Origin of the sequence: Micromonospora sp. NPDC048842, assembly GCF_040649935.1 — a bacterium.
Classification (GTDB): Bacteria; Actinomycetota; Actinomycetes; order Mycobacteriales; family Micromonosporaceae; genus Micromonospora; species Micromonospora hortensis.
The window spans coordinates 32258-51359 of the sequence record NZ_JBEZGK010000025.1 but is presented as its reverse complement, the minus strand read 5'-3'; the positions used below and the strand labels follow the sequence as shown (position 1 = coordinate 51359).

At 69.7% G+C, this 19102-nt stretch carries 16 protein-coding genes; 9 read left to right on the top strand and 7 right to left on the bottom strand.

Features of this window, described 5'->3' with window-relative positions:
* The first annotated feature begins 481 nt into the window (after positions 1 to 481).
* From AB0C19_RS27275 to AB0C19_RS27255, 5 genes are all read left to right on the top strand, one after another.
* The gene (locus AB0C19_RS27275) at positions 482 to 2083 is read left to right on the top strand and encodes an ABC transporter substrate-binding protein (protein WP_357189869.1); all 1602 of its coding nucleotides are present in this window, start codon (positions 482 to 484) and stop codon (positions 2081 to 2083) included.
* Between the two features lie 197 nt (positions 2084 to 2280).
* Positions 2281 to 3219 carry an ABC transporter permease gene (locus AB0C19_RS27270; RefSeq protein WP_357189867.1) on the top strand — a complete coding sequence of 313 codons (939 nt, stop codon included), beginning with the start codon at positions 2281 to 2283 and terminating at the stop codon, positions 3217 to 3219.
* Between the two features lie 72 nt (positions 3220 to 3291).
* Complete coding sequence (locus tag AB0C19_RS27265) at positions 3292 to 4248, top strand: ABC transporter permease (RefSeq protein ID WP_357189865.1); 957 nt, start codon at positions 3292 to 3294, stop codon at positions 4246 to 4248.
* Positions 4249 to 4318: 70 nt separating this feature from the next.
* On the top strand, positions 4319 to 5350 hold the full coding sequence (locus AB0C19_RS27260; RefSeq protein WP_112583768.1) for an ABC transporter ATP-binding protein: 1032 nt from the start codon (positions 4319 to 4321) through the stop codon (positions 5348 to 5350).
* Complete coding sequence (locus AB0C19_RS27255; RefSeq protein ID WP_357189862.1) at positions 5331 to 6365, top strand: dipeptide ABC transporter ATP-binding protein; 1035 nt, start codon at positions 5331 to 5333, stop codon at positions 6363 to 6365. The genes AB0C19_RS27260 and AB0C19_RS27255 overlap by 20 nt, the downstream gene beginning before the upstream one ends.
* Before the next feature lie 97 nt (positions 6366 to 6462).
* Here the strand turns inward: AB0C19_RS27255 and purH are convergent, their stop codons facing one another.
* Together purH and purN are read right to left on the bottom strand one after the other, a co-directional pair.
* On the bottom strand, positions 6463 to 8034 hold the full coding sequence (purH, locus tag AB0C19_RS27250; protein WP_357189860.1) for a bifunctional phosphoribosylaminoimidazolecarboxamide formyltransferase/IMP cyclohydrolase: 1572 nt from the start codon (positions 8032 to 8034) through the stop codon (positions 6463 to 6465).
* Entirely contained in the window at positions 8031 to 8651 is a 621-nt protein-coding gene (gene purN / locus AB0C19_RS27245; RefSeq protein WP_357189858.1) for a phosphoribosylglycinamide formyltransferase, read from the bottom strand. The genes purH and purN overlap by 4 nt, the downstream gene beginning before the upstream one ends.
* A gap of 289 nt (positions 8652 to 8940) precedes the next feature.
* Between purN and AB0C19_RS27240 the strand changes: the two genes are divergently transcribed.
* Positions 8941 to 9492: a DUF4190 domain-containing protein gene (locus AB0C19_RS27240; protein WP_357189856.1), complete on the top strand. Its 552-nt coding sequence runs from the start codon at positions 8941 to 8943 to the stop codon at positions 9490 to 9492.
* Between the two features lie 97 nt (positions 9493 to 9589).
* Here the strand turns inward: AB0C19_RS27240 and AB0C19_RS27235 are convergent, their stop codons facing one another.
* Positions 9590 to 10879, bottom strand: coding sequence for a DUF6350 family protein (locus AB0C19_RS27235; RefSeq protein WP_357189854.1), 1290 nt, complete (start codon positions 10877 to 10879; stop codon positions 9590 to 9592).
* 200 nt (positions 10880 to 11079) lie between these two features.
* Here AB0C19_RS27235 and AB0C19_RS27230 point away from each other — a divergent pair, with 200 nt between their 5' ends.
* On the top strand, positions 11080 to 11346 hold the full coding sequence (locus AB0C19_RS27230; protein WP_091406354.1) for a hypothetical protein: 267 nt from the start codon (positions 11080 to 11082) through the stop codon (positions 11344 to 11346).
* A gap of 60 nt (positions 11347 to 11406) precedes the next feature.
* On the opposite strand, the gene sucD is transcribed toward AB0C19_RS27230, so the two are convergent.
* From sucD to AB0C19_RS27215, 3 genes are all read right to left on the bottom strand, one after another.
* Positions 11407 to 12294, bottom strand: a complete 888-nt coding sequence (gene sucD / locus AB0C19_RS27225) for a succinate--CoA ligase subunit alpha (protein ID WP_357189852.1) — start codon at positions 12292 to 12294, stop codon at positions 11407 to 11409.
* 2 nt (positions 12295 to 12296) lie between these two features.
* Positions 12297 to 13475, bottom strand: a complete 1179-nt coding sequence (sucC, locus tag AB0C19_RS27220) for an ADP-forming succinate--CoA ligase subunit beta (RefSeq protein WP_091406357.1) — start codon at positions 13473 to 13475, stop codon at positions 12297 to 12299.
* 431 nt (positions 13476 to 13906) lie between these two features.
* Positions 13907 to 14311: a cobalamin B12-binding domain-containing protein gene (locus tag AB0C19_RS27215; protein WP_030491849.1), complete on the bottom strand. Its 405-nt coding sequence runs from the start codon at positions 14309 to 14311 to the stop codon at positions 13907 to 13909.
* A gap of 486 nt (positions 14312 to 14797) precedes the next feature.
* On the opposite strand from AB0C19_RS27215, the gene AB0C19_RS27210 reads away from it, so the two are divergent.
* Both AB0C19_RS27210 and AB0C19_RS27205 read left to right on the top strand, forming a co-directional pair.
* The gene (locus tag AB0C19_RS27210; RefSeq protein ID WP_357189849.1) at positions 14798 to 15493 is read left to right on the top strand and encodes a M23 family metallopeptidase; all 696 of its coding nucleotides are present in this window, start codon (positions 14798 to 14800) and stop codon (positions 15491 to 15493) included.
* Between the two features lie 284 nt (positions 15494 to 15777).
* Entirely contained in the window at positions 15778 to 16554 is a 777-nt protein-coding gene (locus AB0C19_RS27205) for a M23 family metallopeptidase (RefSeq protein ID WP_357189847.1), read from the top strand.
* Between the two features lie 96 nt (positions 16555 to 16650).
* Here AB0C19_RS27205 and pcrA read toward each other — a convergent pair whose 3' ends face one another.
* On the bottom strand, positions 16651 to 19056 hold the full coding sequence (pcrA, locus tag AB0C19_RS27200) for a DNA helicase PcrA (protein WP_357189845.1): 2406 nt from the start codon (positions 19054 to 19056) through the stop codon (positions 16651 to 16653).
* Positions 19057 to 19102 lie beyond the last annotated feature (46 nt).

The following is a 19102-nucleotide window of genomic DNA, read 5'->3' as shown; positions in this document are numbered from 1 at the left end:
ACCAGATCGTCTCACGCCCACCGCCTGCGGATCAGACGACCTAGCTCGGGCCGTCCGCCGCCCACTGCGGTGAGGCGGCCATTGAGCGGACCTGGCCACGGTGGGGTGACCGCCGTTGGAGTAACCGTGTGTGAGGTGTTGCTAGTCACTTTCAGTGACAGTCTGTGGATTCGATCACGGTCGAACCAGACAGACCAAACCGGTACCACGGAGAAAGGACGGCCGCCCCAAGCGGCGCAGCAGCGGCCAGCAGGTGGCAAACACATCGTCGTTCAGCGCTATTTTCGCAGGCCAACGTCGATAAGACCGGTTTGGATTAGCAGATTCTTTCGCCCCCGACAAGGGAGGCAACCCCGGACCGTTACCCACCCGCAACCGCGTCGTTGTCGAAGGCCCGTCGCCGACCTACCGTTACCGCTTGTTGCGCAGCGTAACCCAGCGTCGGGCCTGACTGCGCAGCGTGAGGAGATGAGGAGGCTCAATGCGAGTTCGTAGACTCGCCGCCTGGACCGCCCTCCCGCTCGCGGTGACGCTGGGCCTCGCGGCCTGCGGCAGCGGCGGAGACGGTGGATCCGGTGGCAGCGACAGTTCGGTGGTCAGCATCCAGATCGCCGAGCCGAAGCACCTGGTTCCCACAAACACCACCGAGACGTCCGGGTCGCAGGTGATCGCCGGCCTGTTCAGCCCGCTCGTCGACTACGACGCCCAGAACAAGCCGTACGAGGTCGCCGCGCAGTCGATCACCTCGTCCGACAACAAGGTCTGGACGATCAAGATCAAGGACGGCTTCACCTTCCACAACGGTGAGAAGGTCACGTCCCAGAACTACATCAACGCCTGGAACTACGGCGCGTACGCCCCGAACGGTCAGGACACCAACCCCTTCTTCGAGAAGATCGCTGGTTACGCCGACCTGCAGGGCAAGGCGCCGAAGGCCAAGGAGATGTCCGGTCTGAAGAAGGTCGACGACCTCACCTTCACCGCGACGCTCTCCGAGCCGTACATCGACTTCAAGACGACGCTGGGCTACAACGCGTTCTTCCCGATGCCGGACGCCGCGTTCTCGGCTCCGGGCGTGCTCAAGGACTCCTACGAGCAGGCGCCGATCGGGCAGGGCCCCTTCAAGATGAAGGGCACCTGGCAGCACGACAGCAAGATCGACGTCGAGCGCTACGACGCGTACCCGGGCGACAAGCCCAAGGTCAAGAACATCGAGTTCCGGATCTACCAGCAGCTCACCGCGGCCTACGCGGACGTCCTCGCGGACAACCTGGACGTGCTGCCCACGATCCCGACCGAGAGCCTGAGCACCGCGCCGAGCGACCTGGGTGACCGGTACAAGACCAGCCCGATGTCGTCGTTCCAGTTCCTCGCGTTCCCGACGTTCGACAAGGACTACAGCAGCCCGGACGTGCGCAAGGCCATCTCGATGGCGATCGACCGTGACGAGATCACCAAGTCGGTCTTCAAGGGTTCGCAGACGTCGGCGCGCTCCTTCGTCGCGCCGGTCCTGCCGGGCTACCGGGAGGACACCGCGGGCAAGGCCGCCGAGTTCAACCCGACCGAGGCCAAGAAGCTCTACCAGGCCGCCGGCGGCCCGGCGAAGATCGTCATCTCGTACAACGGCGATGGCGGGCACAAGGACTGGGTCGACGCCACCGTCAACCAGCTCAAGACCAACCTGGGCGTGGACGCGGTCGGCTCGGTCGAGCCGAAGTTCGCCGACCTGCTGACCAAGGTCGAGAAGAAGACGCCGGTGGGTGCGTTCCGGATGGGTTGGGTCATGGACTACCCGACCATGGAGGACTACCTCGGCCCGCTGTACAGCACGAACGGCTCGTCGAACTACTACGGCTACAGCAACCCGGAGTTCGACAAGCTGGTCAAGGAGGGTTCCGCCGCCAAGACGCAGGACGAGGCGATCGCCAAGTACCAGCAGGCGGAGGACATCCTGGCCAAGGAGATGCCGGTGATCCCGCTCCGCTTCGGCGAGAACGTGTTCGGCCACTCCTCCAAGGTCAAGAACGTGGAGATGGACCTGTTCCAGCGGGTCAACCTCGTCAAGATCGAAGCAGCCAGCTGAGCTGACCATGGTGCGGGCCACCCGGGCGACGAAGCCCGGGTGGCCCGGACCGCACCACCGGGGCCGGGCCGCAGCAGCGGACCCGGCGTCGGTGGTGCCGGCTCCCCCGGGCCGGACGGCACGTCTCGGATATTTCGGGTACGACCAGAGATGCCGTCCTGCGACCCTTTCGCACATTTCCGGAGAGACTGCTAAGCATGTTCCGCTACATCCTGCGGCGCCTACTGCAGATGGTCCTGGCGTTCTTCGGGACCACCCTGATCGTCTACGCGCTGACATTCGCCGGGCAGGGCGACCCGATCCAGGCGCTCGCCGGCGAACGGCCGGTGACGCCAGCGCAACGGGCCTACCTGACCGAGAAGTACCACCTGGACGCCACCGGCGTCGGCGGCTTCTTCTACCGCTACTTCGACTACGTGAAGAACCTGCTCCAGGGCAACCTGGGCGAGTCACTCACCGGTCGGAACATCGGTGACATCCTTCAGCAGGCCTGGCCGGTCACCGTGCGGCTCGCGCTCATCGCGCTCGCTGTGGCGATCATCTTCGGCGTCACCGCCGGGGTGCTCGCCGGCATCCGCCGGGCCAGCATCTTCGACAACTCGACGCTGGTGCTGACCCTGCTGGTGCTGGGCATCCCGACCATCGTGCTGGCGCCGCTGGCGCAGTACTTCCTCGGCGTCAAGTGGCAGCTCTTCCCACCCACCGCCGGCTCCGACCCCTCGTTCTACGCGCTCCTGCTGCCGGGCATCGTGCTCGGCTCGCTGTCGCTGGCCACCGCCCTACGACTCACCCGGGCCTCGGTGGCGGAGAACCTGCGCGCCGACTACGTCCGGACCGCCCGGTCCAAGGGCCTGGTCAAACGGCGCATCGTCGTCGTCCACGTGCTGCGCAACTCGCTGATCCCGGTGGTCACCTTCCTCGGTGTCGAACTGGGCAACCTGATGAGCGGCGCGATCATCACCGAGGGCGTCTTCAACATTCCCGGCGTGGGCTTCAACCTCTTCCGCGGCATCCGCACCGAGGACGGCCCCCTGGTGGTGGGCATCGTGAGCGTGCTCGTCGTGGTCTACCTGGTCTCGAACCTGGTGGTGGACGTCCTGTACGCCGTACTCGACCCGAGGATCCGCTATGAGTGAGCGCAGCGAACGAATCATCAGCGCAGCGTGCCTGGGCTCTCATGCCGGCGCCGAGCGCAGCGAGGTGGCGGCATGAGTGATTTTGAAACTGTGGCGGCCACCGAGAACCAGGCCGCACGACGTGGCCCCTCGGGAGAGCCGGGCACGCCCAACCAGGTCGGCGCCGCGAACAAGCCCCGCAGCCTGGCCGGTGACGCCTGGCGCGACCTGCGCCGCAACCCGATCTTCTGGATCTCGCTGGCGCTGGTCGTCATCTTCTCCCTGATGGCACTGCTCCCCGGGGTCTTCACGGCCAACAACCCGAACGACTGCCTGCTCTCCCGGCAGCACGCCGGGCCGTCCGGCGGGGCCATCTTCGGGTACGACTTCCAGGGCTGCGACACGTACTCCCGGGCGGTCTACGGCACCCGGGCTTCGCTGCTGGTCGGCGCGCTCGCCGCGCTCGGCACCGGCATCATCGCGCTGGTGATCGGCATGCTGGCCGGTTACTTCGGCCGCTGGGTCGACGCTGTGCTCTCCCGGGTGATCGACGTGGTGCTCGGCATCCCGCTGCTGCTGGCCGCGATCGTGCTGCTCAAGCGGGTGTCCAGTGACAGCCAGGCGGCTCGGATCGGCGCTGTCGTCTTCGTGTTGGCTCTGCTCGGCTGGACCACCGCCGCCCGCGTGGTCCGGTCCTCGGTGATCACTGCGAAGGAGCAGGACTACGTCGCGGCGGCCCGGATGCTCGGCGCCGGCAACAGCCGGATCATGTGGCGGCACATCCTGCCGAACTCGCTGGCCCCGGCGATCGTCGTACTGACCATCGCGCTCGGCTCGTTCATCGCGGCCGAGGCGACGCTCTCCTTCCTCGGCATCGGCCTGAAGGCGCCCACCATCTCGTGGGGGCAGGACATCGACACCGGCCGGATCCACATGCGGGAGGCGGCCACCCCGTTGATCGTCCCGTCGGCCTTCCTGGCGCTGACCGTGCTGGCGTTCATCATGCTCGGCGACGCGATCCGTGACGCCTTCGACCCGAAGCTGCGGTGAGAACATCCGTGCGAGCGCGAGGAGTGAGCGGAGCGAGCCCCGCAGTCGCGAGTGAAAGGCAGGCACAGTCTTGACCGTCAATCCAACTCCCGCCTCTGCCACACCCGAGGGCGGTCACCTGCTGGAGTTGCGGGACCTGCACGTCGAGTTCCGCACCAACGAGGGTGTCGCTCGGGTGATCAACGGTGTGTCGTACCACCTGGACGCCGGCGAGACCCTTGCCGTGCTCGGCGAATCCGGCTCGGGTAAGTCGGTCACCGCCCAGGCGATCATGGGCATCCTGGACACCCCGCCCGCGTTCGTCCGCTCCGGCCAGATCCTCTACCAGGGTGAGGACCTGCTGACCCGCTCCGAGGAGCAGCGCCGGCAGGTACGTGGCAAGGAGATCGCGATGATCTTCCAGGACGCGCTCTCCGCCCTCAACCCGGTCTTCCCGGTCGGCTGGCAGATCGGTGAGACGCTGCGCCAGCGCGCCGGCATGTCCCGAGCCGACGCTCGACGTCGTGCTGTCGAGCTGATGGATCTGGTCAAGATCCCGGGTGCCGCCAAGCGGATCGGGGACTACCCGCACCAGTTCTCCGGCGGTATGCGACAGCGCGTCATGATCGCCATGGCGTTGGCGCTGGACCCGAAGGTGCTGATCGCCGACGAGCCCACCACGGCCCTCGACGTGACAGTGCAGGCCCAGATCATGGACCTGCTGGCCGACCTGCGCCGGGAACTCAACATGGCGATGATCCTGATCACCCACGACCTGGGTGTGGTCGCCGGCGTGGCGGACCGGATCGCTGTCATGTACGCCGGCCGGATCGTCGAGCACGCCGACGTCCGCTCGCTCTACAAGGCGCCCGCCCACCCGTACACAAAGGGGTTGTTGGAGTCGATCCCGCGCCTGGACGTTCGCGGCCAGGAACTGTCGACGATCAAGGGGTTGCCGCCGAACCTGATGCGCATCCCGTCCGGCTGCCCGTTCCACCCCCGGTGCCCGTACGTCCAGCAGGTCTGCGTGGACGAGGTGCCGCACGACCTGGTCCTCGGCGACGGCCGGACCAGCGCTTGCCACTTCGCGCAGGAGGTCCGTGATGACAGCGTCGCCCGCTAACCCCACCAAGGTCCGCGGCGAGACCATCCTCGCCGTCGACAACGTGGTGAAGCACTTCCCGATCACTCAGGGCGTGCTCTTCCAGCGACAGATCGGGGCGGTCAAGGCCGTCGACGGGGTGAGCTTCGAGCTGCGCCGGGGCGAGACGCTCGGCGTGGTCGGCGAGTCCGGCTGCGGCAAGTCCACCCTCGCCCGGTTGCTGATGCGGTTGGAGACGCCCACCTCCGGAAGCGCCACCCTGGAGGGCAAGGACCTGTTCAAGGCTTCCGGGGGTGAGCTGCGCCGGCTGCGCCGCAACATGCAGATGGTGATGCAGGACCCGTACACCTCGTTGAACCCACGGATGACAGTCGGCGACATCATCGGTGAGCCGTTCGAGATCCACCCCGATGCCGCGCCGAAGGGCAGCAAGGCCAAGCGGGTCCAGGAGCTGTTGGACCTGGTCGGGCTCAACCCGGAACACATCAACAGGTACCCGCACCAGTTCTCCGGCGGTCAGCGTCAGCGCATCGGCATCGCCCGTGCCCTCGCGCTGAAGCCCGAGGTGATCGTCTGCGACGAGCCGGTGTCGGCGCTCGACGTCTCCATCCAGGCCCAGGTGATCAACCTGCTCAAGCAGCTACAGGGCGAGCTGGGGCTCTCGTACATCTTCATCGCGCACGACCTGTCGGTGGTGCGGCACATCGCCGACCGCGTCGCGGTGATGTACCTCGGCCGGATCGTCGAGATCGGCACCGAGGACGAGATCTACGAGCGGGCCACCCACCCGTACACCCAGGCTCTGCTCTCTGCCGTGCCGGTGCCGGACCCGGAGGCCCGCGACCAGCGCAACATGATCCGGCTGGTCGGCGACGTGCCCAGCCCGGCCGACCCGCCAAGCGGGTGCCATTTCCGGACCCGTTGCTGGAAGGCCCAGGACATCTGCGCCACCGAGGACCCCCGGACGGTCCCGAGAGCAGCGGACCCCCACCCGTCCGCCTGCCACTTCGCCGAACTCCGCCCCACCCCGGCCTGACCGACCGGGCCCCTGCGGTTGATCATGAAGTTATTGCCCTGCACGTCGGCGTGTCAGGGCAACAACTTCATGATCGACGGGGTCTGGCCCCCGGGGGTTAGTGGAAGAAGTGGCGGGTTCCGGTTAGGTACATCGTTACGTTGGCCTTCTTTGCCGCTTCGATTACCTCTTCGTCGCGGATGGAGCCGCCGGGCTGCACTATGGCGCGGACGCCGGCGTCGATGAGGATCTGCGGGCCGTCGGCGAACGGGAAGAACGCGTCCGAGGCGGCGACCGAGCCGCGGGCCCGGTCGGCGCCGGCGCGGCTGACCGCGAGCTGCGCCGAGTCGACCCGGTTGACCTGACCCATGCCCACGCCGACGGTGGCACCGTCCTTGGCGAGCAGGATCGCGTTGCTCTTCACAGCGCGGACCGCCCGCCAGGCGAACGCGAGGTCCCGCAGCAGCTCCTCGTCGGCGGCCTCGCCGGTCGCCAACTGCCAGTTGGCCGGGTCGTCGCCGGGGGCGTTCACCCGGTCGGCGACCTGGGCCAGCACACCACCGGTCACCGGCCGCAACTCCACCAGCGCCGGCTTCCAGGCCGGTGCCCGCAGCAGCCGGATGTTCTTCTTGCCCTGCAACACCTCGACCGCGCCCTCGTCGAAGCCGGGGGCGACCACCACCTCGGTGAAGATGTCAGCGACCTGCCGGGCCAGCTCGACCGAGACCGACCGGTTGACAGCGATGACGCCGCCGTACGCCGACACCGGGTCGCAGGCGTGCGCCCTGCGGTGCGCCTCGGCGACGTCGGCGCCGACCGCGATGCCGCACGGGTTGGCGTGCTTGATGATCGCCACCGCCGGCTGGTCGGCGAAGTCGTTGGCGGCCCGCCAGGCGGCGTCGGCGTCGACGTAGTTGTTGTACGACATCTCCTTGCCGTGCAGCTGCTCGGCCTGGGCCAGCCCGGCCGGGGCGTCCGGGTCGGTGTAGAGCGCGGCCGGCTGGTGCGGGTTCTCGCCGTAGCGCAGCGCTGTCGACTTGCGCAGCGCCAGCCCCGCGAACTGCGGCCACCAGTCGTCGGCGGGTGCCAGCTCCTGGGCGCACCACTGCGCCACCGCGACGTCGTACTCGGCGATGTCGGCGAACGCCCGGGCGGCCAGCGCCCGACGCTGGGCCAGTGTGAAGCCACCCTCGCTGAGCGCGCCGAGCAGCGCCGGGTAACCGGTCGGGTCGGTGAGTACGGCGACCGAGGCGTGGTTCTTGGCGGCGGCCCGCACCATGGCCGGACCACCGATGTCGATCTGCTCCACGCACTCCTCGACGTCCGCGCCGGAGGCGACTGTCGCCTGGAAGGGGTAGAGGTTCGAGACCAGCAGGTCGAACGCCGCCACGCCCAGCTCGTCGAGCTGCGCCACGTGCGTCTCCTTGCGCAGGTCCGCGAGGAGACCAGCGTGCACCTTCGGGTGCAGTGTCTTCACCCGGCCGTCGAGAACCTCGGGGAACCCGGTCACCGTCTCCACCGGCGTCACCGGCACCCCGGCGGCGGCGATGGTGCCCGCCGTGCTGCCGGTGGACACGATCTCCACACCGGCCGCGTGCAGGGCCTGAGCCAGCTCGACCAGCCCGGTCTTGTCGTAGACGCTGACCAGCGCCCGCCTGATCGGGCGGCGCCCGTCCTGAGTGGGACTCACGGAACCGTGACCTTCCTTCCGGTGATGGTCCAGCCTTCGCGGACCAGCCGACCCACCTGCTCGACGAGCTGGCGTCGCTCGGCTTCCTTGATTCGCTCGGTGAGCGTGTCGACGTCGTCGTCGTCCAGCACCGGCACCGCTACCTGCGCGACGATCGGCCCCGTGTCCATGCCGGCGTCGACGAAGAAGAGGGTGGCTCCGGTGAGCTTCACGCCGTAGGCGAGGGCGTCACGCGGGCCGTGGATGCCAGGAAACGCCGGCAGCAGCGTGTTGTGGGTGTTCAGGTAGCGGTCGCCGAAGGCGGCGAGGAAATGCGGGCCGACAAGCTTGAGGAACCCGGCGGAGATGACCAGATCGGGTTGGTGCTTCGCGACGTGCGCGGTGAGCGCGCGGTCCCAGCCCTCCCGGGTGTCGTGGTCGCGGACCCGCTCGACGAAGGTCGGCACCCCCGCCGCGTCGGCCCGGTCCAGGCCCGCGATGCCGTCGCGGTCCGCGCCGACAGCGACGACCTGTGCGCCGTACGCGGGGTCGGCGGCGGCATCCAGCAGCGACTGAAGGTTGCTCCCGGAGCCGGAGATGAGGACGACGATGCGGGCGACAGGCGCGGGCTCGGTCACCGGGCCACCCTATCGGGCAGGTCAGGGACGCCCTTCGACTGGGCGGTGCGCCGATCTTCGACGGTGCCGACGTGCGTCGACCCGGTACGCTGCCGCTCGCTCGGGCCGAACGCCGCGCCGGCCCACACACCGCCCCTGATCCGGCACACGAAGCGGTCGACAAGGGCTTTTTGCCTGCTTTGGGAGAGATGTCGTCCTGTTGCTGTACTGGGCTTTGGGAGGACTGACCGCGATCATGGATGGAAACAAAGAGCACTAACTGACGGAACCAGTCCAAGGAGCTTCTCGAATGCAGCCCGGTAACCCCGGTCAGGACCCGTACGGCCAGCAGCCCAACCAGGACCCGACCGCTCCCCAGCCGCCGGCCGCCCCGTACGGCCAGCAGCCCACCTCCGGCCAGCCGTACGGTCAGCAGCCGCACGACCCGTACGCCGCGCCGCAGGCCCCGTACGGTCAGCAGCCCACCTCGGGGCAGCCGTACGGTCAGCAGCCGCCGTACCAGGACCCGTACGCGCAGCAGCAGCCCCCGTACGGCGCCCCGAACTACCCGAACGCCGGGTACCCGCAGGCACAGGGGCAGAACAACACCCTCGGCCTGGTGTCGATGATCCTCGGTATCGCGTCGATCCCGCTGGTCTGCTGCCTGTACCTGGGCATCCCGGTGGGCATCGCGGGCATCGTGACCGGCTACCTCGCCAAGCAGAAGGTGGCCCAGGGCCAGGCCAACAACGCCGGCCAGGCCAAGGCCGGTCTGATCTGCGGCGCGGTTGGCGTCGGGCTGGGCATCCTGCTGCTCATCCTGAGCGTCGTGGCGCAGGTCAACCTGCCCACCCAGCCCTGACGGGCTCGAATTCGACGGGGCGCTCCGGGTTCACCCGGGGCGCCCCGCGCTCGTTTACCGCGCGGGTCGGCAGGTCAGCGCCCGGGTAGCTGCGGCTCTACTGCGCGGGCCTGCGGGTCAGCGCCCGGGCGGCAGCGGCGCCGAGCAGCGCGCCGACCGCTATGACACCGGCCGCCACCGCCCCGACCTGCCAGCCCACCGGCCCGACCTGGGACAGCCGACCGGCGCCGAGCGGCCCGCCGGAGATCGCCGCAGCCGCACCGAGCACCACCCCGGCCACCGGCCCGGCCAGGACCGCCGGCGCCAGCAACTCGGCCCAGCGCTGCGCAGCCCGCTCCGGGACGGCGAGTCGAGCCACCCGCCGGGCGAGCAGCCAACCGGCGACCATCCCGGCCAGCACCGGCACCGCGAGCAGCAGGGCGCCCAAGCCGTCCACCGGGCCACGCGGCAGGCCAGCGAGCAGCGGCACTGCCGGCAGCGCGCCGACCGACACCTCGCTGGTGCGGACCGCGGTGTCGGTCCCGACCGCGAACCCCGGCCCGAGCAGGTAACTGGTCGACCAGATCGCCGCGTTGGGCGCGTACGCGACGCTGACCAGGGTGATGCCTGCCTGCCCGGCGACCCCGGTCCGGTACGCCCCGATCATGTCGGCCGCGTCGCCGCCGCCGGTGGCCACCGCCAGGCCGGCCGCGCCCGCGCCGGCGCCGAGCAGCAGCAGCCCGGCCACCAGGCCAGTGCGAACGCCGTCGCGCATCGGGCCCGGAAGCCGGGAGACGAGCAGCCGGGTCACGGCGGTGATCCGGACCGCGCCGACCAGCGCGGCGAGTGTGCCGACCGCCGCGAACGTGGCGCCCGCCCGGATCAGCGACACATTCGGCCCACCCGTGCCGATCAGCACCGCCGCGAGCGCGCCGAGCAGCGCGTACGCGATGCCGACAGCGACAGCGGCAAGCAGCGCCCGGCGCGGTGAGCGGGTGTCGCGAGCACCGATGGCGCGGCTGACGTGCACGCCGGCGCGGGTCAGCCGCCAGAGCGCGAGCACTGTCAACGCCAGCGGGGCGAGCCCGAGCGGCCCGGTCTCGGTGTGCAGAGGCACGCCGTGCCCGAGCAGCCAGCCGGCCAGCGCGGTGCGCAGGGTGCCGGTCAGTGTGGTGGAGTCCGCGCCGAGCTGCACCAGGCCGAGCACGATGGCGACCGGCAGGTAGGAGGTGAGGGCGGCCCAGCAGGCGGCCACCCCGGCGGCGACGGGCAACGGCGCACGCCCGCGAGGCGACCCGCCCGCGCGAGGCGCGGGCACCCGCCGGGCCGGTGCGGCGCGGTCGACCGGCCGGTCGTCGGCGCTCACACCGCCGGGACGGCTGGGACGGTCAGGGGTGACGGGGGACATCCGCTCTACTCTGGCACGTCGCGCGGGCGGTGGCAGTCCGTTAACCCCTCCTAAGGTCGGCGAGTTCACCGAACCAACGTCCTGCCCACCCGGGCCGGTCTAGCCTCGGCCCTGAGGGGGCGCGAGTCGCCGCCACCCGGGACGGGCCCACCGGTCGCGGTCCGGGCCGGCACGTCGCCCACGACCGCTCGGAGGAAGCTGTGACGACGCCATACCCGCCTCCCCCGCCGCCACCGGCCCAGGGACGCGACCGCACCACCCTCTGGGGCGTGCTGGGAATCGTGCTGGGACTGATCTGCTGCGGCATCTTCGGCATCGTCTTCGGCTACCTGTCCATCCGCGACGCCCGGCGGTACGGGCAGTCGCCGCTGCTCGGTTACCTCGCCATCGCGTTCGGCGTGATCAACATCATCGGCGGGGCGATCCTGCGCTCGACCGGCAACTACCCGTTCTGGAACAACGACTGACGCGTACGCCGAAGGGGGTCGACCGTGACCGGTCGACCCCCTTCGTGTTGCCTGACCGGCTCAGCTGCCGGACATGATCTCCCGCATCAGCTTCGCGGTCTCGGTCGGCGTCTTGCCGACCTTGACGCCGACGGCCTCCAGAGCCGCCTGCTTCGCCTCGGCGGTGCCGGCGGAGCCGGAGATGATCGCCCCGGCGTGACCCATGGTCTTGCCGGGCGGAGCGGTGAAGCCGGCGATGTAGCCGACCACCGGCTTGGTGACGTTGGCCTTGATGAACTCGGCGGCCCGCTCCTCGGCGTCGCCACCGATCTCACCGATCATGACGATGGCGTCGGTCTCCGGGTCGGCCTCGAACGCCGCGAGGGCGTCGATGTGGGTGGTCCCGATGATCGGGTCACCGCCGATGCCGACGCAGGTGGAGAAACCGATGTCGCGCAGCTCGTACATCATCTGGTAGGTCAGCGTGCCGCTCTTGCTGACCAGGCCGATCCGACCGGAGCCGGTGATGTCGGCCGGGATGATGCCGGCGTTGGACGCGCCCGGCGAGGCGATGCCCGGGCAGTTCGGCCCGATGATCCGGGTCCGCTCGCCCTGCGAGACGTTGTACGCCCAGAACGACGCGGTGTCGTGCACCGGGACGCCCTCGGTGATCACCACGGCCAGGCCGATCGCGGCGTCGATCGCCTCGACCACTGCGGCCTTGGTGAACTGCGGCGGCACGAAGATGACAGTGACGTCGGCCCCGGTCTCGGCCATCGCGTCCGCGACGGACGCGAAGACCGGCAGCTCGGTGCCGTCGAAGTCCACCTTCTGGCCCGCCTTGCGCGGGTTGACGCCACCCACCACGTTGGTGCCGGCGGCCAGCATCCGCCGGGTGTGCTTGGAACCCTCGGAACCGGTCATCCCCTGGACGATGACCTTCGAGTCCTTGGTCAGCCAGATAGCCATGATCAGACCCCCGCAGCTGCCAGCTCGGCGGCCCGCTCGGCCGCACCGTCCATGGTGTCCACCCGCTGCACGAGCGGGTTGTTCGCGCTGTCCAGGATCGCCCGGCCAGCCTCGGCGTTGTTGCCGTCGAGACGGACGACGAGCGGCTTGGTGACCTGCTCGCCGCGCTGCTCGAGCAGGGCCAGCGCCTGGATGATGCCGTTGGCAACCTCGTCGCAGGCGGTGATGCCGCCGAAGACGTTGACGAAGACGCTCTTCACGGCCGGGTCGGAGAGCACGATCTCCAGCCCGTTCGCCATCACGGCGGCGCTCGCGCCGCCGCCGATGTCGAGGAAGTTGGCCGGCTTGACGTTGCCGTGCCGCTCACCGGCGTACGCGACAACGTCGAGGGTCGACATGACCAGACCCGCGCCGTTGCCGATGATGCCGACCTCGCCGTCGAGCTTGACGTAGTTGAGGTCCTTGGCCTTGGCGGCCTGCTCCAGCGGGTCCACGGCGGCCTGGTCGACGAGCGCCTCGTGGTCCGGGTGCCGGAACGCCGCGTTCTCGTCCAGGCTGATCTTGGCGTCGAGCAGCAGCATCCGACCATCGCCGTTCTTGGCGAGCGGGTTGACCTCGACCAGGGTGGCGTCCTCGGCGACGAACGCCTGCCACAGGCCCACCGCGATCTCGACCACCTGGTCGGCGACCTCGGCCGGGAAGCCGGCAGCGGTCACGATCTCGCGAGCCTTGGCCTCGTCCACGCCCTTCACGGCGTCGATCGGGGCCTTCACGACCTTGTCGGGGGTCTCGGCGGCGACCTGCTCGATGTCCATGCCGCCGGCGACGCTGGCGATGCAGAGGAAGGTGCGGTTCGCCCGGTCGAGCAGGTACGAGAAGTAGTACTCCTCGGCCACGTCCGCGGTCACGGTGATCATGACCTTGTGGACGGTGTGACCCTTGATGTCCATGCCGAGGATGTCGGTGGCCCGGGCGACCGCCTCATCCGGGCCCTCGGCCAGCTTGACGCCGCCGGCCTTACCTCGGCCGCCGACCTTTACCTGCGCCTTGACGACCACACGGCCGCCAAGGCGTTCGGCGATCGCGCGGGCCTCTTCCGGGGTAGTGGCGACGCCGCCGGCCAGCACGGGCAAGCCGTGCCGCTCGAACAGGTCCCGCCCCTGGTACTCGTACAGGTCCACGATTGCGCGTCCCGTCCCGTCTCCGCGGCGCGCCGTCGCGCCGCCACCAGCGTTCAGAAAACAGTTTGACGCCTGTCATCAGTTGAAACAGGCCATTGGCCGCAGCCTAGCGAGGTCGGCACCACCGGCAACCGAGCGGGTGCACGGTGTGCGGTAATGCACAACCGGACATCAGGTGTGGCCGGTTTCCGGCCATGACTCGGGCGGCATCCACCGTCCGGGCGATGTTGTCCGGCTTGCGTAACCCTGTCGTGGGGGCGTCGTTGAGTCAGATGTCGGAGCGCTGAACAGCGCAAAGACGGGATACGGCCGATGCCCTGTCGGTCGAGGGGTGGCGGCGGGGCATCGTGCATAGAGGGGCCGGACGTGTGAGGGGTGCGTCCGGCCCCTCCCCCGTGCCCAAAATCGGTGGCGCAGCAGATCGGCGTGCCTCAGGAAACCGGCTGGGCCACGTTCTGTCGGACCCACTCGACAATCGCCTGAGTGGTGGCGCCGGGCGTGAAGATCTTCGCGACGCCCAGCTTCTCCAACTCGGGAATGTCGCCGTTCGGAATGATGCCGCCACCGAACACGACGATGTCGCGGGCGTCCCGCTCACCGAGCAGTTCCAGCACCCGCCGAAAGAGCGTCATGTGCGCCCCGGAGAGCACTGACAGGCCGACCGCGTCGGCGTCCTCCTGGATGGCGGTCTCCACGATCTGCTCGGGAGTCTGGTGCAGGCCGGTGTAGACGACCTCCATCCCGGCATCCCGCAGGGCGCGCGCGACGACCTTCGCGCCCCGGTCGTGGCCGTCCAGGCCAGGCTTCGCGACGACGACCCGAATCCGAGAGCTCATCAGCGCACACCTTTCACCGGCTTGACCGCCTTCACCTTAACGAACGGTAACCCGGCGGGCCCGGCCCGAGAAATCCGGGCTCTGCCACCGACAGTTACCCGGCGTGTCCACCGCGCAACCCGGAGAGGTCCCACCTGACGCCGTCCCGGCTTCACCACCGCCACGCCGCTGGCAGGGCCGGGGAGACCATCCCGGTGCCGTCCGGAGTCAAGCCGGACGACTCCGCCGGAACGGTCACGCTCGGCGACGAACGGGCAGCGACGGGGGCACCGTTCGGCGTCGCGATGCATGACAATCATGGACGCAAACGGACAGATCGACACGCCAATTTTTCGGTCTAGCTTGTGACTCGCCTGGCGGTTGGCTAACGTGTCCACGGTTGTCATCAGGTCCATGGACGGGTGACGACGCGGTCAGCGGACGTCTCCCTGGAGCTCCAGGGGACGCCCACCGGCCGCTTCGGAACCCCGACAACGGAGGGTGTGCGTGCGCCAGCGCCTGTCGTCTGAGCCCGATCGATATCGCGGTCGCCGCCGCGTACCCACCCCACCCCGCAGCCGTTACGCCGCTGTCGTCACCACCGCGTTCGTCGGTGCCGGCATCGTGGCCCTCGGCGCGAGCGCCCTGCCGGACGCCAAGGACGTCAGCCCCACGGTCCTCGACGAGCTCAAGCAGGCGTCGGTCACCAGCCAGGACGCCGCGGCCCGTGCGGACAACGCCGACCGCGCCTCCCGGGACAGCCGCAGCACTGACAGCGCCGAGTCCGAGGTCTGGCTGCTGCCGCTGCAGGGCTACGACTTCAACTCCCCGTACGGCGTCCGCTGGGGCAAGATGCACACCGGCGTGGACCTGGTCGCCGGCGAGGGCACGCCCTACGTGGCGATCCACGACGGGTTGGTCACCAAGGCCGGCTGGTTCGGCGGGTACGGCAACGCGGTGATCGTCCAACACGCCGACGGCAGTGAGGCCATCTACGGCCACTCCTCCGCGGTAAGCGTGAAGGAAGGCCAGCAGATCAAGGCGGGCGACCAGCTCGGCCTCGTGGGTCAGACCGGCCACGCGTACGGCACCCACCTGCACCTGGAGATCCATGTCAAGGGGCAGCCGATCGACCCGGTGCCGTTCCTTCAGGAGCGCGGAGTGGACATCAAGCTGCAAGTCGAGGCAATCTACACGAGGTAGCCACCTCCTGACGGCGCGTAACGACCGTTGACCGCCCGGATCTGTCGATCCGGGCGGTTTTGCTTTGGGTGGTCCTGGCGGATGTATCCCCTGTCACAGCCTCGAATGTGACCGACGGCACCCTTCAACATGATCACTTATCCGGATGTAGCACCGCACAGCGGGTCATATCCGGGCACGCCATCTTCCGCTCTCGGTCCGAGGGTTCGGTCCCCGTGCCTGCCACACCTTGGCCCGACACCAGTATTTCGAGGTCAAGTGCCCCTCGACTGTGAAGGTCCGCCGTGCAAGAAGACAGCCCCGTCCAGAACGAGAACACCCCCGACACCAGCCAGACCGCGCCGCCGCAGCGCACCGGCCGACGGAACCGTCTCATCGTGCTCGGAGCCGCCGCCCTGGTAGCCCTCGGCCTCGGTGGTGTCGCCGTCGCCACGAGCGGCACCGACCACCCGGCACCCGCTGCCGTCTCCCTCGACGCCCAGGGCCGGGCCGAGGCCGCGAGCCGGGCCGACCGCTCGGTTCGTGAGTCGAGCACGCCGGTCACCCCCTCGCTCAGCCCGACGCCCAGCCCGTCGGCGGCCAGCGCCAGCCCGGCCCCCGCGAAGACGGCCGCCGCGAAGGCCAAGCCGAAGCCCAAGCCGAAGAAGACCACCAGGCCCACCCCCGCCTGGGTCGACCCGATGCCGGGCGCAGCCGTCACGTCCTGCTACGGGCAGCGCTGGGGCACCCTGCACGCCGGCATCGACCTGGCGCTGCCCTCCGGTACGCCGATCCACGCAGCGGCAGCCGGCACGGTGACCCAGGCCGGCGACGCCTCCGACGGGTACGGCAACTCCGTCTTCATCGACCACGGCAACGGCTACCTGACCCACTACGCCCACCAGAGCCGCATCGCTGTCACCGTGGGACAGAAGGTCAAGGCCGGCCAGGTCATCGGCTACGAGGGCGCCACCGGCGATGCCACGGGCCCGCACCTGCACTTCGAGGTGCACCAGGGCATGTGGAACCAGATCGACCCGGCCCCGTTCATGCGGGCCCACGGCGTCGACCTGGGCTGCTGAGGCGACATCCCGGCGCGGTCCGGGCGCAACGGTAGGGAAGGAGGGGCCTGAGGCCCCTCCTTCCCTACTTCAGTGCAATGGTGCGGGCGCGACGGATCAGAGCTTGTCGACCGGAGCGTGCCGGAGCACCAGCCACATGGTCTGGTCGCCGAAGTCGATCTGCGCGCGGGCACCCGGGCCGTGCCCCTCGACGGCGAGCACCCGCCCCAACCCGTACCGCTGATGGTTGACCCGGTCGCCCGCTGACACCTTCGGCCCCTGCGGCAGCTCGCTGGCAGTGGTCAGCCGGCTGGCGTCCACGCCGAGCCGCTGGGCCAGCTGCGCCGCCTTCGGTGTGCCCCCAGTGAAGTTGCCACGCACGCCGGGCGCGCGGTCCGCACGGCCACCGACGCCGCCGCCCCCGCCAGCCCACGAGGTGTACGACCCCTCGGTGCGCTCCCAGTGCACCAACTCGGTCGGCAGCTCCTCCAGGAAGCGCGACGGCGGGTTGTAGGACGGCTGCCCCCAGGCCGAGCGGGTCACCGCCCGGGACATGTAGAGCCTCTGTCGGGCACGGGTGATGCCGACGTACGCCAGGCGGCGCTCCTCCTCCAACTCGCGGGTGTCGCCCAGCGAGCGCAGGTGCGGGAAGACGCCGTCCTCAAGCCCGGTCAGGAAGACCACCGGGAACTCCAGCCCCTTGGCGGTGTGCAGCGTCATCAGGGTGACCACGCCCTGGTGGTCGGGGTCGTCGGAGGGGATCTGGTCGGCGTCGGCAACCAGCGCCACCTGCTCCAGGAAACCGGCCAGGGTGGCCCGCTCCCCCTCCTCGCCCAACGCCTCGATCCGCTCGGTGTACTCGCGGGCGACGCTGACCAGCTCCTGGAGGTTGTCCACCCGGCCGGCGTCCTGCGGGTCCAGGCTCTCCTCCAGCTCGGTGAGGTAGCCGGAACGGGTCAGCAGCGCCTCCAGCACCTCCTCCGGGGTGCCGGTCTCGGCCAGCTCGCGGCCGCCGTCGAGCAGCGCCACGAAGTCCGCGATGCCGTTGGCCGCCCGACTGGAGATGCCCGGCGCCTCCCGGGCCCGGCGCAGCGCCGCGCCGAAGGAGATCCGGTCGCGACTGGAGAGCGCCTCGACACACGCCTCGGCGCGGTCGCCGATGCCCCGGCGCGGGGTGTTGAGCACTCGCCGCAGGCTCACCGTGTCGTCGTCGTTGACCACTGAACGCAGGTACGCCAGGGCGTCGCGGACCTCCTTGCGCTCGTAGAAGCGCACCCCGCCGACCACCTTGTAGGGCAGGCCGACCCGGATGAACACCTCCTCGAAGACGCGGGACTGCGCGTTGGTGCGGTAGAAGACGGCGACGTCGCCGGGGCGGGTCTCGTCGGCGTCGACCAGCCGGTCGATCTCCCGGGCCACCCAGTCGGCCTCGGCGTGCTCGGTGTCGGCCACGTAACCGACGATCTGCTCGCCGGCGCCGGCCTCGCTCCACAGCCGCTTCGGTTTGCGGGAGGTGTTGCGGTCGATCACCGCGTTGGCCGCGTTGAGAATGGTCTGGGTGGAGCGGTAGTTCTGCTCCAGCAGGATCGTCCGCGCGTCGGTGTAGTCCCGTTCGAACTCCAGGATGTTGCGGATCGTCGCACCCCGGAATGCGTAGATCGACTGGTCGGCGTCGCCGACCACGCACAGCTCGGCGGGCTCCAGCCCGTCGGTGCCGGAGGCCAGCTCCTTGATCAGGACGTACTGGGCGTGGTTGGTGTCCTGGTACTCGTCCACCAGCACGTGCCGGAACCGCCGGCGGTAGCTCTCCGCGACGTGCGGGTGGGACTGGAGCAGGTGCACCGTGGTCATGATCAGGTCGTCGAAGTCCAGGGCGTGTGCCTCACGCAGCCGACGCTGGTAGAGCGTGTACGCCTCGGCCAGCGCCCGCTCGTTGGGCCCGGTGGCCCGCGCCGCGAACTGCTCCGGATCGACCAGCTCGTTCTTGAGGTTGGAGACCTGGGCGGCCAGTCCACGCGCCGGGTAACGCTTCGGGTCGAGATCCAGCTCGCGGGTCACCAACTGCATCAGCCGGCGGGAGTCGTCAGCGTCGTAGATCGAGAACGTCGACTTGAGGCCGGCGTGCTCGTGCTCGGCACGGAGGATCCGCACGCAGGCCGAGTGGAACGTCGACACCCACATCAGGCGGGCCCGGGGGCCCACCAGCGCGGCGACGCGCTCCTTCATCTCGCCGGCGGCCTTGTTGGTGAAGGTGATCGCGATGATCTCACCGGGGTGCACGTCCCGAGCGGCGAGCAGGTAGGCGATCCGGTGCGTGAGCACCCGGGTCTTGCCGGACCCGGCGCCGGCCACGATCAGCAGCGGCGAGCCGGCATGGCTGACGGCGTCGCGCTGCGGCCCGTTCAGCCCGGCGAGCAGCTGCTGCGGATCGAGACGCGCGGCGGCCGCCCCGGGTCGGTGCGGGCGGGCCGGCGCGGACTCCGGCGCAGGCGGGGACGCGGGGATGTCGAAGAGAGGATGCATCGCCCGACAAGTCTATGCCGCGGGCCGGACACTGTGCCTCTGGCGC